We start from the raw sequence: 16,094 nt of genomic DNA on the forward strand, positions 1-16,094 counted from the left end.
AATGCGCGCCTCGGTTGAGACGAAAATCTCTTAACCAACCGCTCTTTAACAAATTGAATCAAGCAATTCGTGTGGGTGCTTGTGAGTACGGACTGATAGTCACAAAGATTATCAGCATCACAAGTGACCATGCGAGAAATCACATAGTCATTTGAGATTGCTGAGCCAAGTTTAGGGTTTCTTAAAAACCCAAGCAGTATTGAACTGAAGAGTTTGATCATGGCTCAGATTGAACGCTGGCGGCAGGCCTAACACATGCAAGTCGAGCGGATGAGAAGAGCTTGCTCTTCGATTCAGCGGCGGACGGGTGAGTAATGCCTAGGAATCTGCCTGATAGTGGGGGACAACGTTTCGAAAGGAACGCTAATACCGCATACGTCCTACGGGAGAAAGCAGGGGACCTTCGGGCCTTGCGCTATCAGATGAGCCTAGGTCGGATTAGCTAGTTGGTGGGGTAATGGCTCACCAAGGCGACGATCCGTAACTGGTCTGAGAGGATGATCAGTCACACTGGAACTGAGACACGGTCCAGACTCCTACGGGAGGCAGCAGTGGGGAATATTGGACAATGGGCGAAAGCCTGATCCAGCCATGCCGCGTGTGTGAAGAAGGTCTTCGGATTGTAAAGCACTTTAAGTTGGGAGGAAGGGCAGTAAGCGAATACCTTGCTGTTTTGACGTTACCGACAGAATAAGCACCGGCTAACTCTGTGCCAGCAGCCGCGGTAATACAGAGGGTGCAAGCGTTAATCGGAATTACTGGGCGTAAAGCGCGCGTAGGTGGTTTGTTAAGTTGAATGTGAAAGCCCCGGGCTCAACCTGGGAACTGCATCCAAAACTGGCAAGCTAGAGTACAGTAGAGGGTGGTGGAATTTCCTGTGTAGCGGTGAAATGCGTAGATATAGGAAGGAACACCAGTGGCGAAGGCGACCACCTGGACTGATACTGACACTGAGGTGCGAAAGCGTGGGGAGCAAACAGGATTAGATACCCTGGTAGTCCACGCCGTAAACGATGTCAACTAGCCGTTGGAATCCTTGAGATTTTAGTGGCGCAGCTAACGCATTAAGTTGACCGCCTGGGGAGTACGGCCGCAAGGTTAAAACTCAAATGAATTGACGGGGGCCCGCACAAGCGGTGGAGCATGTGGTTTAATTCGAAGCAACGCGAAGAACCTTACCAGGCCTTGACATGCAGAGAACTTTCCAGAGATGGATTGGTGCCTTCGGGAACTCTGACACAGGTGCTGCATGGCTGTCGTCAGCTCGTGTCGTGAGATGTTGGGTTAAGTCCCGTAACGAGCGCAACCCTTGTCCTTAGTTACCAGCACGTTATGGTGGGCACTCTAAGGAGACTGCCGGTGACAAACCGGAGGAAGGTGGGGATGACGTCAAGTCATCATGGCCCTTACGGCCTGGGCTACACACGTGCTACAATGGTCGGTACAGAGGGTTGCCAAGCCGCGAGGTGGAGCTAATCTCACAAAACCGATCGTAGTCCGGATCGCAGTCTGCAACTCGACTGCGTGAAGTCGGAATCGCTAGTAATCGCGAATCAGAATGTCGCGGTGAATACGTTCCCGGGCCTTGTACACACCGCCCGTCACACCATGGGAGTGGGTTGCACCAGAAGTAGCTAGTCTAACCCTCGGGAGGACGGTTACCACGGTGTGATTCATGACTGGGGTGAAGTCGTAACAAGGTAGCCGTAGGGGAACCTGCGGCTGGATCACCTCCTTAATCGACGACATCAGCCTGCTGATGAGCTCCCACACGAATTGCTTGATTCATATGTGAAGACGATCAAGACCCTATATAGGTCTGTAGCTCAGTTGGTTAGAGCGCACCCCTGATAAGGGTGAGGTCGGCAGTTCAAATCTGCCCAGACCTACCAATATGCGGGGCCATAGCTCAGCTGGGAGAGCGCCTGCCTTGCACGCAGGAGGTCAGCGGTTCGATCCCGCTTGGCTCCACCACTCTTGCAGTACCTTGATCAAACTCAGAAATGAGCATTCGCGTCGAATGTTGATTTCTGACTTTTGTCAGATCGTTCTTTAAAAATTCGGATATGTGATAGAAATAGACTGAACACTACTTTCACTGGTAGTGGATCAGGCTAAGGTAAAATTTGTGATGTGCTCTTAATTGAGCAGCATGCGAATTTTCGGCGAATGTCGTCTTCACAGTATAACCAGATTGCTTGGGGTTATATGGTCAAGTGAAGAAGCGCATACGGTGGATGCCTTGGCAGTCAGAGGCGATGAAAGACGTGGTAGCCTGCGATAAGCTTTGGGGAGTCGGCAAACAGACTGTGATCCAGAGATCTCTGAATGGGGGAACCCACTCAGCATAAGCTGAGTATCTTGTACTGAATACATAGGTGCAAGAGGCGAACCAGGGGAACTGAAACATCTAAGTACCCTGAGGAAAAGAAATCAACCGAGATTCCCTTAGTAGTGGCGAGCGAACGGGGACCAGCCCTTAAGTTGGTTTGAGATTAGTGGAACGCTCTGGAAAGTGCGGCCATAGTGGGTGATAGCCCCGTACACGAAAATCTCTTATCAATGAAATCGAGTAGGACGGAGCACGAGAAACTTTGTCTGAATATGGGGGGACCATCCTCCAAGGCTAAATACTACTGACTGACCGATAGTGAACTAGTACCGTGAGGGAAAGGCGAAAAGAACCCCGGAGAGGGGAGTGAAATAGATCCTGAAACCGTATGCGTACAAGCAGTGGGAGCCTACTTGTTAGGTGACTGCGTACCTTTTGTATAATGGGTCAGCGACTTATATTCAGTGGCGAGCTTAACCGAATAGGGGAGGCGTAGCGAAAGCGAGTCTTAATAGGGCGTTTAGTCGCTGGGTATAGACCCGAAACCGGGCGATCTATCCATGGGCAGGTTGAAGGTTAGGTAACACTGACTGGAGGACCGAACCGACTACCGTTGAAAAGTTAGCGGATGACCTGTGGATCGGAGTGAAAGGCTAATCAAGCTCGGAGATAGCTGGTTCTCCTCGAAAGCTATTTAGGTAGCGCCTCATGTATCACTGTAGGGGGTAGAGCACTGTTTCGGCTAGGGGGTCATCCCGACTTACCAAACCGATGCAAACTCCGAATACCTACAAGTGCCGAGCATGGGAGACACACGGCGGGTGCTAACGTCCGTCGTGAAAAGGGAAACAACCCAGACCGTCAGCTAAGGTCCCAAAGTCATGGTTAAGTGGGAAACGATGTGGGAAGGCTTAGACAGCTAGGAGGTTGGCTTAGAAGCAGCCACCCTTTAAAGAAAGCGTAATAGCTCACTAGTCGAGTCGGCCTGCGCGGAAGATGTAACGGGGCTCAAACCATGCACCGAAGCTACGGGTATCATCTTATGATGATGCGGTAGAGGAGCGTTCTGTAAGCCTGTGAAGGTGAGTTGAGAAGCTTGCTGGAGGTATCAGAAGTGCGAATGCTGACATGAGTAACGACAATGGGAGTGAAAAACTCCCACGCCGAAAGACCAAGGTTTCCTGCGCAACGTTAATCGACGCAGGGTTAGTCGGTCCCTAAGGCGAGGCTGAAAAGCGTAGTCGATGGAAAACAGGTTAATATTCCTGTACTTGCAGTTATTGCGATGGAGGGACGGAGAAGGCTAGGCCAGCTTGGCGTTGGTTGTCCAAGTTTAAGGTGGTAGGCTGAAATCTTAGGCAAATCCGGGATTTCAAGGCCGAGAGCTGATGACGAGTTGCCTTTAGGCGACGAAGTGGTTGATGCCATGCTTCCAAGAAAAGCTCCTAAGCTTCAGATAACTGGGAACCGTACCCCAAACCGACACAGGTGGTTAGGTAGAGAATACCAAGGCGCTTGAGAGAACTCGGGTGAAGGAACTAGGCAAAATGGCACCGTAACTTCGGGAGAAGGTGCGCCGGCGAGGGTTAAGGACTTGCTCCGTAAGCCCATGCCGGTCGAAGATACCAGGCCGCTGCGACTGTTTATTAAAAACACAGCACTCTGCAAACACGAAAGTGGACGTATAGGGTGTGACGCCTGCCCGGTGCCGGAAGGTTAATTGATGGGGTTAGCGCAAGCGAAGCTCTTGATCGAAGCCCCGGTAAACGGCGGCCGTAACTATAACGGTCCTAAGGTAGCGAAATTCCTTGTCGGGTAAGTTCCGACCTGCACGAATGGCGTAACGATGGCGGCGCTGTCTCCACCCGAGACTCAGTGAAATTGAAATCGCTGTGAAGATGCAGTGTATCCGCGGCTAGACGGAAAGACCCCGTGAACCTTTACTATAGCTTTGCACTGGACTTTGAATTTGCTTGTGTAGGATAGGTGGGAGGCTTTGAAGTGGGGACGCCAGTTCTCATGGAGCCATCCTTGAAATACCACCCTGGCAACTTTGAGGTTCTAACTCAGGTCCGTTATCCGGATCGAGGACAGTGTATGGTGGGTAGTTTGACTGGGGCGGTCTCCTCCCAAAGAGTAACGGAGGAGTACGAAGGTGCGCTCAGACCGGTCGGAAATCGGTCGTAGAGTATAAAGGCAAAAGCGCGCTTGACTGCGAGACAAACACGTCGAGCAGGTACGAAAGTAGGTCTTAGTGATCCGGTGGTTCTGTATGGAAGGGCCATCGCTCAACGGATAAAAGGTACTCCGGGGATAACAGGCTGATACCGCCCAAGAGTTCATATCGACGGCGGTGTTTGGCACCTCGATGTCGGCTCATCACATCCTGGGGCTGAAGCCGGTCCCAAGGGTATGGCTGTTCGCCATTTAAAGTGGTACGCGAGCTGGGTTTAGAACGTCGTGAGACAGTTCGGTCCCTATCTGCCGTGGACGTTTGAGATTTGAGAGGGGCTGCTCCTAGTACGAGAGGACCGGAGTGGACGAACCTCTGGTGTTCCGGTTGTCACGCCAGTGGCATTGCCGGGTAGCTATGTTCGGAAGAGATAACCGCTGAAAGCATCTAAGCGGGAAACTTGCCTCAAGATGAGATCTCACTGGGATCTAGAATCCCCTAAAGGGCCGTCGAAGACTACGACGTTGATAGGTTGGGTGTGTAAGCGCTGTGAGGCGTTGAGCTAACCAATACTAATTGCCCGTGAGGCTTGACCATATAACACCCAAGCAATTTGCTCATGCAGATTGCGGTGGTGAAGACACACGAACCGAAAGTTCGAATGTACATCACAACATCACATATCCGAATTCGCTAGGCTGTCCATCTGGACATTCTGGCAACAGAATTTCTTGACGACCATAGAGCATTGGAACCACCTGATCCCATCCCGAACTCAGTAGTGAAACGATGCATCGCCGATGGTAGTGTGGGGTCTCCCCATGTGAGAGTAGGTCATCGTCAAGATTCATTTCGCAAAACCCCTATCTGCGCAAGCAGGTAGGGGTTTTGTCTTTGTCTCGCAAAAACACCGGGCTCAAACCGGTCAATAGTCGCCTCCCACATTTCGAGCCAGATCACTAGAATAGAGCCCACGCACCCTTTCAGAAGCTCGATATGCCCAACCCTGTCGAACCCGAAGCACTGGCCCACTTGCCGCTGGACGAACTCGTTGCTTGTCACGAATGCGACCTGTTGCTGCGCAAGCCAGTGCTGCAGCACGATGAAAAAGCCCTGTGCCCGCGCTGCGGCTACGAGCTTTATGCCCACCGGCACAATGTGGTCAACCGCAGCCTGGCCCTGGTGCTGACGGCATTGCTGCTTTTTGTGCCGGCCAATTTTTTGCCGATCATGCAGCTGCACCTGCTTGGCCAGACTTCGGACGATACGGTCTGGAGCGGGGTGGTGGGCCTGTACAATTCACAAATGCGCGGCGTGGCCGTGGTGGTCTTCCTGTGCAGCATGGCCATTCCTTTGGCAAAGCTGCTGTGCCAGTTGGCGGTACTGCTGAGCATTCGGCTGGATGTGGGGCGCAGCTATGGCCTGTTGTTCTACCGCATCTATCACCACTTGCGCGACTGGGGCATGCTCGAGGTCTACTTCATGGGCGTGCTGGTTGCGATCGTCAAACTGGTGGACCTGGCTGAACTGACCGTGGGGTTGGGGCTGTTCTGTTTTATCAGCCTGCTGTTGATTCAGGTATGGCTCGAAGTGGTGATGTCACCGCATCAGATCTGGAGTGCGCTTTCGGGGGAGGATCTCCATGCGGGCGATTGATGCAGGCATCCTGGTCTGCAATGAGTGTCACCAATTGAACAGGCAGGAGGCCGACAGCGCCTCGCAGACGTGCACGCGCTGTGGGGCCATCGTGCATGGCCGTCGACCGAACAGTATCGTGCGTACCTGGGCGTTGCTGATTGCGGCTTCCATTCTGTACATCCCTGCCAATCTGTTGCCGATCATGACCGTCAGCACCCTTGGCCAGGGTAGCCCCGATACCATCATGTCCGGCGTCATTACCCTGCTCAAGCACGGCATGGTGCCCATCGCTGCCGTGGTGTTCATCGCCAGTATTCTGGTACCTACCTTCAAACTGGTGGGTATTGGCTTGCTGCTGTACTCGGTTCAGCGCCGCCAGCCGCTTTCGGCGCGCCAACGGATCCTGATGTATCGCTTTATCGAATTCATTGGGCGCTGGTCCATGCTCGATATCTTCGTCATCGCCATCCTGGTGGCGGTGGTGAATTTCGGGCGAATTGCCAGTGTCGAAGCCAACCTGGGCGCTGTCGCCTTCGCCAGTGTGGTGATTCTGACGATGCTTGCTGCTTTAACTTTCGATCCCCGACTGATTTGGGATAACACGGAGTCGGATGACGACCATGAGTGACCTGCCTACGGCAAAAACCCGCCCAGCTTCGAACTGGTCGGCCATCTGGATCCTGCCGCTGATCGCGTTGATGATCGGGGGCTGGCTGGCATGGCAGGCCTACCGTGATGCGGGCGTGGAAATCGAGGTTCGCTTTACCACAGGTGAAGGGATCGTCGCCAACAAGACCGAAGTCATCTACAAGGGCATGCCGGTCGGCAAGGTGACGGCGTTGGTGCTGGATGCCAAGGGTGCCAACCAGGGTGTGATTGCCACCATTGAAATGAACAAGGCAGCCGAGCCGCACCTGACTACCGGCACGCGCTTCTGGCTGGTCAAGCCAAGCGTCAGCCTGGCGGGTATTTCCGGCCTGGAAACCTTGGTCTCGGGTAACTACATCGCCGTCAGCCCTGGCGAAGGGGAGAAGGCCAAGCGCTTCAAGGCCTTGTCTACGGCGCCGCCCTTGTCTGACAGTGAGCCGGGCTTGCACCTGACACTCAAGGCTGAACGGTTGGGTTCGCTCAATCGCGACAGCCCGGTGTTCTACAAGCAGATCCAGGTCGGCCGGGTGAAGAGTTACCGGCTTTCCGATGACCAGGACACCGTCGAGATCAAAGTGTTCATCCAGCCGGCCTACGCCAGCCTGGTGCGCAAACACACGCGTTTCTGGAACGCCAGCGGTATCAGCATCGATGCCAGCCTGTCGGGCGTGAAGGTGCGCAGCGAGTCGCTGTCGAGCATCGTCGCCGGTGGCATCGCCTTCGCGACGCCGGAATACCGCAAGGACAGCCCGCCAACCGACCCCAGCCTGCCGTTTCGCCTGTATGAAGACTTCGATGCAGCCCAGGCCGGTATCCGCATCAAGGTCAAGCTGAGTGACTACGAAGGCCTGCAGGCGGGTCGCACGCCGGTGATGTACAAGGGCATCCAGGTCGGCTCGCTGAAAGCGCTGAAGATGGAAGACAACCTGGGCAGCGCCATGGCTGAGCTGACCCTCGACCCACTCACCGAGGACTACCTGGTCGAAGGTACGCAGTTCTGGGTGGTCAAGCCGTCCATCTCGCTGGCGGGCATTACCGGCCTGGAGGCCTTGGTAAAAGGTAACTACATTGCCATTCGCCCGGGGGAGAAGGGCGACAAGCCGCTGCGGGAGTTCGAGGCACGGCCCAAGGCGCCGCCGCTTGACCTGAAGGCGCCGGGCCTGCACATGGTGCTGTTCGCCGATACCCTGGGCTCGCTGGAAATCGGTAGCCCGGTGATGTACCGCCAGGTGAAGGTGGGCAGCGTGCAGAGCTACCAGTTTGCGCGCAACAGCAACCGCATCCTGATCGGTGTGCATATAGAGAAGGAGTACGAGAAGCTGGTGAACGGCTCATCGCGCTTCTGGAATGTCAGTGGCATTACCCTGACCGGTGGGCTGTCGGGCATCAAGATCAAAAGCGAATCCCTACAGACGCTCATGGCGGGCGGTATCGCCTTCGACACGCCAAGGCCCGATGTGGTGCTCAAGCGCCATATTCCACGCTTCCGGCTGCATGAGAGCCAGGAGGCGGTTAACCGGGCGGGTACATTGATCACCATTCGTGTGGACCGAGCCGACGGTTTGAAGCCGGGTACGCCGATTCGCTTCCGTGGCCTGGACGTCGGCAGCATCGAAAGTGTCGACCTGACTGCAGACTTGCAGGCCGTGATGTTGCGGGCACGCATTACCGAAGCGGCGGAGCGTATTGCACGCGTCGGTACGCAATTCTGGGTGGTCAAGCCTGCGTTGGGCCTGGTGCGCACCGAAAACCTCGACACCTTGATTGGTGGGCAGTACCTGGAAGTCCAGCCGGCGGCCAAGGACAAGGGCACCCAGCGCGACTTTATTGCCCTGGCCGATGCCCCGCAGGTTGCAGGGCCGGAAGTTGGCCTGCCGTTGACGCTCAGCGCCCCGCGGCGCGGCTCGATCAAGCCGGGTGTGCCGGTTACTTACCGTGAGGTCGCGGTAGGCAAGGTGACAGGCTTCGAGCTGGGCCAGAGTGCCGACCGCGTGCTGATTCATATCCTTATCGAGCCGCGCTATGCCGCCTTGGTGCGCAGTGGCAGCCGCTTCTGGAACAGCAGCGGGTTTGGTTTCGATTGGGGGCTGTTCAAGGGAGCCACGGTGCGTACCGAATCGCTGGAGACGCTCATCGATGGCGGTATTGCCTTTGCCACGCCGGATGGCGAGCAGATGGGCAACCCGGCGCGGCCGCAGCAGACCTTTGCCCTGTTCGACAAGGCAGAGGATCAGTGGCTGCAGTGGGCGCCGAAGATCCCGATCACCAAGTGATTCAACAGGAGGGGCGCCCCGGCAAGGGCGCTCCTGCTAGAAGCGCGCGGGTAAACCGTTAGATCGCAGGCAACAAAAAACCGACCCTAGGGTCGGTTTTTTGACAAGCATGTCGCTTAGGCAGCTGCAGCTTCTTTCAGCGCCTTGATGTGGCCATTCAGACGGCCTTTGTGGCGAGCAGCTTTGTTCTTGTGGATGATACCTTTATCGGCCATACGGTCGATTACTGGTACAGCCAGAACGTAAGCGGCTTGCGCTTTTTCAGCGTCTTTTGCGTCGATGGCTTTAACTACATTCTTGATGTAGGTGCGGACCATGGAACGCAGGCTGGCGTTGTGGCTGCGACGCTTCTCAGCCTGTTTTGCACGTTTCTTGGCGGAAGGTGTGTTGGCCACCGTCGAGCTCCTCGAAAGACTTTAGGTAAATAGCAAACAAAATAGGCCGCGAATCATGCCGATCAGTCGAACGGATGTCAAGGCCACCTGCAAGGTTCCGCCGAGCGGTGCGCCAACAAGAGGGAAAGATTCCTTTCTGCTGCGCGACCTGTAAACTCGGGAATTTTGGCTCCCCTGCGAAGGCGCGGGAGTATCGCACATTCGAACGCTCTCTGCAGCGTCCTCTGTCTCTGACGTGAATCTTTTCGATGAATTTGCTGAAATCTCTGGCCGCGGTCAGCTCGATCACCATGATTTCCAGGGTGTTGGGCTTTGTGCGCGACACCATCCTGGCGCGTGTATTTGGTGCCGGCATCGCCACTGATGCCTTCTTCATCGCCTTCAAATTGCCCAACCTGCTGCGACGGATCTTCGCCGAAGGTGCGTTCTCGCAGGCTTTTGTGCCCATCCTGGCCGAGTACAAGACCCAGCAGGGCGATGAGGCGACCCGTACCTTCATTGCCTATGTCAGCGGTCTGCTGACCCTGGTCCTGGCCCTGGTCACCGTCGTTGGCATCCTTGCCGCGCCTTGGGTGGTGTGGGCGACCGCGCCGGGGTTCGTCAACAGTGCCGAAAAATACGCACTCACCACCGACCTGTTGCGGGTGACGTTTCCTTATATATTGCTGATATCGCTGTCGTCCCTGGCGGGGGCGATCCTCAATACCTGGAACCGCTTCTCGGTCCCGGCGTTCACCCCGACCTTGCTGAACGTGGCGATGATCTTTTTCGCCGTGGTGCTCACGCCGTATTTTGACCCGCCGATCATGGCGTTGGGCTGGGGTGTACTGGCGGGCGGCCTGGCCCAGCTGCTGTATCAACTGCCGGCGCTGAAGAAGATCGGCATGCTCGTGCTGCCCCGCCTGAACCTGCGTGACACGGGTGTATGGCGCGTGCTCAAGCAGATGCTGCCGGCGATTCTCGGGGTCTCGGTCAGCCAGATATCGCTGATCATCAACACCATCTTCGCCTCGTTCCTGGTGGCCGGCTCGGTGTCGTGGATGTACTACGCCGATCGGCTCATGGAACTGCCGTCCGGCGTGCTGGGCGTGGCGTTGGGCACCATCCTGCTGCCTACCCTGGCCAAGACTTACGCTAATAAAGACCGCGAAGAGTACTCACGTATCCTCGACTGGGGCCTGCGCCTGTGCTTTTTGCTGGTGTTGCCCTGCACCCTGGCAATGGCCATCCTCGCCGAGCCGCTGACCGTGGCGCTGTTCCAGTACGGCAAGTTCAGCGCGTTCGATGCGGCCATGACCCAGCGCGCCCTGGTTGCCTATTCTGTGGGCCTGTTGGCGATCATTCTGGTCAAGGTACTGGCACCCGGCTTCTATGCGCAGCAGAATATCCGCACGCCGGTGAAGATCGCGGTGTTCACGCTGGTCTGCACCCAATTGTTGAACCTGGCCCTGGTCGGCCCGCTGGCACATGCCGGGCTGGCCCTGGCGATCAGCCTTGGGGCCTGCCTGAATGCCGGCCTGCTGTTCTGGAAGCTGCGCAGCCAAGGGCTGTTCGAACCGCAACCCGGATGGACCAGGTTCCTGTTCAAACTGGTGTTGGCAGTGACATTGATGTCGGCGGTATTGCTGGCGGGCATGCACTATATGCCGGCCTGGGAGCAGGGTGGCATGCTCGAGCGCTTCGTGCGTCTCGGGGCGTTGATCCTGGCAGGTATCGTCACGTATTTCGGCTGCCTGTACCTGTGCGGCTTCCGGCCTCGGCATTTCGCCCGCAAGGCCCTGCACTGAAGCCAAGCGCACGTCAGGCGTCGGTTTTTCGCATTCCACGCCACCCCCGGGCGCTGCTGCCTGTCACCGGCGCCCGGGTGTGGTTATAATCGGCCACTTTATGAGCAAGAAGCGCGTTATGCAGCTGGTTCGAGGTCTTCACAACCTGCGCCCCGAGCACCGGGGCTGTGTCGCCACCATTGGCAACTTCGACGGGGTTCACCGCGGCCACCAGGCAATCCTGGCGCGTTTGCGCGAGCGTGGCCAAGCACTTGGCCTGCCGACCTGCGTGGTGATCTTCGAGCCACAGCCGCGCGAATACTTTGCCCCCGATACCGCGCCGGCGCGCTTGGCGCGGCTGCGCGACAAAATCGAGCTGCTGGCTGCCGAAGGCATCGACCGGGTGTTGTGCCTGGCGTTCAATCAGCGCCTGAGCAAACTCAGCGCCGATGAATTCGTCAAAGCCATCCTGGTGGACGGCCTGGGCGTGCGTCACCTCGAAGTGGGCGACGACTTCCGCTTCGGCTGCGACCGCGCGGGCGATTTCGCCTTCCTGGTCGAGGCGGGCGACAAGTATGGGTTTACCGTCGAAGCCGCCAACACCGTAATCCAGGACGGCCTGCGGGTCAGCAGCACCGAAGTGCGCAAGGCCCTGGCCGAAGGTAACTTCGAGTTGGCCGAGCACTTGCTGGGCCGCCCGTACCGCATCACTGGCCGGGTCTTGCACGGCCAGAAACTGGCGCGCCAACTCGGCACGCCCACCGCCAACATCCAGCTCAAGCGCCGCCGCGTGCCGCTGTCCGGGGTTTACCTGGCCAGCATCGAAATCGACGGCAAGGCCTGGCCGGGTGTCGGCAATATCGGCGTGCGCCCCACCGTTGCCGGTGATGGGCGCCCGCACCTGGAGATTCATCTTCTGGATTATGCCGGCGACCTGTATGGCCGGCGTCTGACGGTGGAGTTCCACCACAAGCTGCGTGAAGAGCAGCGATTCGCCTCCCTTGAGGCGCTGAAGTCGGCGATCGACGCGGACATCGCCGCCGCACGTGCACATTGGCACGCTCAACCGCTAACGAAGAGCCTGAAATGACCGACTACAAAGCCACGCTAAACCTTCCGGACACCGCCTTCCCGATGAAGGCCGGCCTGCCTCAGCGCGAACCGCAGATTCTGCAGCGCTGGGACAGCATTGGCCTGTACCAGAAGCTGCGCGAAATTGGCAAGGATCGTCCGAAGTTCGTCCTGCACGACGGCCCGCCCTATGCCAACGGCAAGATCCACATCGGTCATGCGCTGAACAAGATCCTCAAGGACATGATCGTCCGTTCCAAGACCCTGGCGGGCTTCGATGCGCCGTACGTGCCGGGCTGGGACTGTCATGGCCTGCCGATCGAACACAAGGTCGAAGTCACCCACGGCAAGCACCTGTCTGCCGACCGCACCCGTGAACTGTGCCGTGAGTACGCCGCCGAGCAGATCGAAGGGCAGAAGACCGAGTTCATCCGCCTGGGTGTGCTGGGCGACTGGGACAACCCCTACAAGACCATGAACTTCGCCAACGAGGCCGGCGAAATCCGTGCCCTGGCCGAGATGGTCAAGCAAGGCTTCGTGTTCAAGGGCCTCAAGCCTGTGAACTGGTGCTTCGATTGCGGTTCGGCACTGGCCGAAGCCGAGGTCGAATACGCCGACAAGAAATCCCAGACCATCGACGTGGCCTTCCCGGCCGCCGATGCCGACAAGCTGGCCGCTGCCTTTGGCCTGGCCTCGCTGGCCAAGCCCGCCGCCATCGTGATCTGGACCACCACCCCGTGGACTATCCCGGCCAACCAGGCGCTGAACATCCACCCGGAGTTCAAGTACGCCCTGGTCGACACCGGCGAGCGCCTGCTGGTACTGGCCGAAGAGCTGGTCGAGGCGTGCCTCAAGCGTTACAACCTGGAAGGCTCGGTCATCGCCACCGCCCAGGGTTCGGCCCTGGAGCTGGTCAACTTCCGCCACCCGTTCTACGACCGCCTGTCGCCGATCTACCTGGCCGACTACGTCGAGCTGGGCGCCGGTACCGGTGTGGTTCACTCCGCGCCAGCCTACGGTGAAGACGACTTCGTCACCTGCAAGCGCTACGGCATGGTCAACGACGACATCCTCACGCCGGTGCAGAGCAATGGCGTGTACGTCGAGTCGCTGGACTTCTTCGGCGGCCAGTTCATCTGGAAGGCCAACCCGGCCATCGTCGAGAAGCTGAGCGAAGTCGGCGCGCTGATGCACACCGAAACCATCAGCCACAGCTACATGCACTGCTGGCGCCACAAGACCCCGCTGATCTACCGCGCCACCGCGCAGTGGTTCGTCGGCATGGACAAGCAGCCAAGCACCGGCGAGCCGCTGCGTGAGCGCGCGCTCAAGGCCATCGAAGAAACCAAGTTCGTCCCGGCCTGGGGCCAGGCGCGCCTGCACTCGATGATCGCCAACCGCCCGGACTGGTGCATCTCGCGTCAGCGCAACTGGGGTGTGCCGATCCCGTTCTTCCTGCACAAGCAGACCGGCGAGCTGCACCCGCGCACCGTCGAGCTGATGGAAGCCGTGGCCAAGCGCGTCGAGCAAGAGGGCATCGAGGCCTGGTTCAAGCTGGACGCCGCCGAACTGCTCGGTGACGAAGCCGGCCAGTACGACAAGATCACCGACACCCTGGACGTGTGGTTCGACTCTGGCACCACCCATTGGCACGTGCTGCGGGGTTCGCACGACATCGGCCACGCCACCGGCCCGGTCGCCGACCTGTACCTGGAAGGTTCCGACCAGCACCGTGGCTGGTTCCACTCCTCGTTGCTGACCGGTTGCGCCATCGACAACCACGCGCCGTACCGCGAGCTGCTGACCCACGGCTTCACCGTGGACGAAAACGGCCGCAAGATGTCCAAGTCGCTGGGCAACACCATCGAGCCGGAGAAGGTCAACAACACCCTGGGTGCCGACATCCTGCGCCTGTGGGTTTCGGCCACCGACTACTCGGGTGAGATGGCGGTTTCCGAGCAGATCCTGCAGCGCAGTGCCGACGCCTACCGGCGTATTCGCAACACCGCGCGCTTCCTGCTTTCCAACCTGTCGGGCTTCGACCCGGCCCGCGACCTGCTGGCCCCCGAGGACATGCTGGCCCTGGACCGTTGGGCAGTGGACCGCACGCTGCTGCTGCAGCGCGAGCTGGAAGAGCACTACAGCGAGTACCGTTTCTGGAACGTCTACTCGAAGATCCACAACTTCTGCGTGCAGGAGCTGGGTGGCTTCTACCTCGACATCATCAAGGACCGCCAGTACACCACCGGCGCCAACAGTGTTGCCCGTCGTTCGTGCCAGTCGGCGCTGTACCACATCAGCGAGGCGCTGGTGCGCTGGATCGCACCGATCCTGGCCTTCACCGCTGACGAAATCTGGCAGTACCTGCCGGGCGAGCGCAACGAGTCGGTGATGCTCAACGGCTGGTACCAGGGCCTGAGCGAGCTGCCGGAAGGCACCGAGCTGGACCGTGCCTACTGGGATCGCGTCATGGCGGTCAAGGCGTCGGTCAACAAGGAGCTGGAAAACCAGCGTACTGCCAAGGTCATCGGCGGCAACCTGCAGGCCGAAGTCACCCTGTACGCCGACGAAGGCCTGAGCGCCGACTTGAGCAAGCTGGGCGACGAGCTGCGCTTCGTGCTGATCACCTCGGCTGCGAGCGTGGTGCCGTTCGTGCAGGCACCGGCTGACGCCGTGGCTACCGAAGTCGAAGGCCTCAAGCTGAAAGTGGTGAAGTCCGGCCATGCCAAGTGCGGCCGTTGCTGGCACTTCCGCGCCGACGTCGGCAGCCACCCGGAGCACCCGGAAATCTGCAGCCGTTGCGTCGATAACCTGACCGGTTCGGGCGAGGTGCGTCACTATGCCTAACCCGGCAGTGGGGCGCTTCGGGCGCCTTGCATGGCTTTGGCTGAGCTTGCTGGTCCTGGTCCTCGACCAGGCCACCAAGCTGTATTTCAACAACGCCTTGAGCATGTACCAGCAGATTGTGGTCATCCCTGACTACTTCAGCTGGACCTTGGCCTACAACACCGGCGCCGCTTTCAGCTTCCTCGCTGATGGCGCTGGCTGGCAGCGCTGGCTGTTCGCCCTGATCGCCGTGGTGGTCAGTGCCGTACTGGTGGTGTGGCTCAAGCGCCTGGGGCGCAACGAAACCTGGCTGGCCGTGGCGCTGGCGCTGGTGCTGGGTGGCGCCATTGGCAACCTGTACGACCGCGTCGTGCTGGGCCATGTGGTCGACTTCATCCTGGTGCACTGGCAAAACCGCCATTACTTCCCGGCCTTCAACGTGGCCGACAGCGCCATCACCGTTGGTGCGGTGATGCTGGCGCTGGATATGTTCAAGAGCAAGAAGTCCGAGGATCCGGTCCATGACTGACACCCGTATCGGCCAGAACACCGAAGTCACCCTGCACTTCGCACTGCACCTGGAAAACGGCGACACCGTCGACAGCACGTTCGACAAGTCGCCTGCCGTGTTCAAGGTAGGTGACGGCAACCTGCTGCCAGGTTTCGAAGCCGCGTTGTTCGGCTTCAAGGCCGGCGACAAGCGCACCGTCACCGTGGCCCCGGAAAACGCCTTCGGCCAGCCGAACCCGCAGAATGTGCAAATCATGCCGCGTTCGCAGTTCACCGACATGGAGTTGTCCGAAGGCCTGCTGGTGATCTTCAACGACGCCGCAAACGCCGAGCTGCCGGGCGTGGTCAAAGCTTTCGATGACGCGCAGGTGACCATCGACTTCAATCACCCACTGGCTGGCAAGACCCTGAGCTTCGAGGTGCAGATCCTCGACGTGAAGGCCTTGTAAGCCTGGAGCCGAG

9 protein-coding genes, 2 tRNA genes and 3 rRNA genes are annotated in these 16,094 nt (G+C 58.4%); 13 read left to right on the forward strand and 1 reads right to left on the reverse strand.

The window, feature by feature from the left end; all coding sequences use genetic code 11:
- Window positions 1-201 precede the first annotated feature (201 nt).
- The 8 genes from LJX93_RS03110 to LJX93_RS03145 all read left to right on the forward strand — a co-directional run bounded on the left by LJX93_RS03110 (window position 202) and on the right by LJX93_RS03145 (window position 9,064).
- Window positions 202-1,738: ribosomal RNA gene (locus LJX93_RS03110) — 16S ribosomal RNA — on the forward strand.
- A gap of 77 nt (window positions 1,739-1,815) precedes the next feature.
- Window positions 1,816-1,892: transfer RNA gene (locus tag LJX93_RS03115), tRNA-Ile, on the forward strand.
- A gap of 6 nt (window positions 1,893-1,898) precedes the next feature.
- Window positions 1,899-1,974: transfer RNA gene (locus tag LJX93_RS03120), tRNA-Ala, on the forward strand.
- 236 nt (window positions 1,975-2,210) lie between these two features.
- Window positions 2,211-5,102: ribosomal RNA gene (locus tag LJX93_RS03125) — 23S ribosomal RNA — on the forward strand.
- Between the two features lie 133 nt (window positions 5,103-5,235).
- Window positions 5,236-5,351, forward strand: a 5S ribosomal RNA gene (rrf, locus tag LJX93_RS03130).
- Together the 16S, 23S and 5S rRNA genes with 2 tRNA genes alongside form the textbook arrangement of a ribosomal RNA operon.
- Before the next feature lie 150 nt (window positions 5,352-5,501).
- Window positions 5,502-6,161, forward strand: a complete 660-nt coding sequence (locus LJX93_RS03135) for a paraquat-inducible protein A (protein ID WP_033701471.1) — start codon at window positions 5,502-5,504, stop codon at window positions 6,159-6,161.
- Window positions 6,148-6,771, forward strand: a complete 624-nt coding sequence (locus tag LJX93_RS03140) for a paraquat-inducible protein A (protein WP_033701470.1) — start codon at window positions 6,148-6,150, stop codon at window positions 6,769-6,771. Before LJX93_RS03135 ends, LJX93_RS03140 begins: the two co-directional genes overlap by 14 nt.
- Window positions 6,764-9,064: a PqiB family protein gene (locus LJX93_RS03145; RefSeq protein WP_033701468.1), complete on the forward strand. Its 2,301-nt coding sequence runs from the start codon at window positions 6,764-6,766 to the stop codon at window positions 9,062-9,064. The genes LJX93_RS03140 and LJX93_RS03145 overlap by 8 nt, the downstream gene beginning before the upstream one ends.
- Before the next feature lie 116 nt (window positions 9,065-9,180).
- Here LJX93_RS03145 and rpsT read toward each other — a convergent pair whose 3' ends face one another.
- The gene (gene rpsT, locus LJX93_RS03150) at window positions 9,181-9,459 is read right to left on the reverse strand and encodes a 30S ribosomal protein S20 (RefSeq protein ID WP_003247625.1); all 279 of its coding nucleotides are present in this window, start codon (window positions 9,457-9,459) and stop codon (window positions 9,181-9,183) included.
- 248 nt (window positions 9,460-9,707) lie between these two features.
- Here rpsT and murJ point away from each other — a divergent pair, with 248 nt between their 5' ends.
- The 5 genes from murJ to fkpB all read left to right on the forward strand — a co-directional run bounded on the left by murJ (window position 9,708) and on the right by fkpB (window position 16,081).
- Window positions 9,708-11,246: a murein biosynthesis integral membrane protein MurJ gene (murJ, locus tag LJX93_RS03155; RefSeq protein ID WP_047582844.1), complete on the forward strand. Its 1,539-nt coding sequence runs from the start codon at window positions 9,708-9,710 to the stop codon at window positions 11,244-11,246.
- Window positions 11,247-11,364: 118 nt separating this feature from the next.
- Window positions 11,365-12,315 carry a bifunctional riboflavin kinase/FAD synthetase gene (ribF, locus tag LJX93_RS03160; RefSeq protein ID WP_033701465.1) on the forward strand — a complete coding sequence of 317 codons (951 nt, stop codon included), beginning with the start codon at window positions 11,365-11,367 and terminating at the stop codon, window positions 12,313-12,315.
- On the forward strand, window positions 12,312-15,143 hold the full coding sequence (gene ileS / locus LJX93_RS03165; protein WP_156310587.1) for an isoleucine--tRNA ligase: 2,832 nt from the start codon (window positions 12,312-12,314) through the stop codon (window positions 15,141-15,143). The genes ribF and ileS overlap by 4 nt, the downstream gene beginning before the upstream one ends.
- Window positions 15,136-15,651 carry a signal peptidase II gene (lspA, locus tag LJX93_RS03170; RefSeq protein WP_033701462.1) on the forward strand — a complete coding sequence of 172 codons (516 nt, stop codon included), beginning with the start codon at window positions 15,136-15,138 and terminating at the stop codon, window positions 15,649-15,651. Before ileS ends, lspA begins: the two co-directional genes overlap by 8 nt.
- Window positions 15,644-16,081: an FKBP-type peptidyl-prolyl cis-trans isomerase gene (gene fkpB / locus LJX93_RS03175; protein WP_033701461.1), complete on the forward strand. Its 438-nt coding sequence runs from the start codon at window positions 15,644-15,646 to the stop codon at window positions 16,079-16,081. Before lspA ends, fkpB begins: the two co-directional genes overlap by 8 nt.
- The last annotated feature ends 13 nt before the right edge of the window (window positions 16,082-16,094 follow it).

This window comes from Pseudomonas sp. HN2-3 (genome assembly GCF_020691745.1).
Classification (GTDB): Bacteria; Pseudomonadota; Gammaproteobacteria; order Pseudomonadales; family Pseudomonadaceae; genus Aquipseudomonas; species Aquipseudomonas capeferrum.

What these genes read in the sequence shown, in the direction of transcription:
- fkpB (WP_033701461.1), top strand. Translation starts at nt 15,644, where the DNA reads ATGACTGACACCCGTATCGGCCAGAACACCGAAGTCACCCTGCACTTC.
- ribF (WP_033701465.1), top strand. Translation starts at nt 11,365, where the DNA reads ATGCAGCTGGTTCGAGGTCTTCACAACCTGCGCCCCGAGCACCGGGGC.
- lspA (WP_033701462.1), top strand. Translation starts at nt 15,136, where the DNA reads ATGCCTAACCCGGCAGTGGGGCGCTTCGGGCGCCTTGCATGGCTTTGG.
- LJX93_RS03145 (WP_033701468.1), top strand. Translation starts at nt 6,764, where the DNA reads ATGAGTGACCTGCCTACGGCAAAAACCCGCCCAGCTTCGAACTGGTCG.
- LJX93_RS03140 (WP_033701470.1), top strand. Translation starts at nt 6,148, where the DNA reads ATGCGGGCGATTGATGCAGGCATCCTGGTCTGCAATGAGTGTCACCAA.
- murJ (WP_047582844.1), top strand. Translation starts at nt 9,708, where the DNA reads ATGAATTTGCTGAAATCTCTGGCCGCGGTCAGCTCGATCACCATGATT.
- LJX93_RS03135 (WP_033701471.1), top strand. Translation starts at nt 5,502, where the DNA reads ATGCCCAACCCTGTCGAACCCGAAGCACTGGCCCACTTGCCGCTGGAC.
- ileS (WP_156310587.1), top strand. Translation starts at nt 12,312, where the DNA reads ATGACCGACTACAAAGCCACGCTAAACCTTCCGGACACCGCCTTCCCG.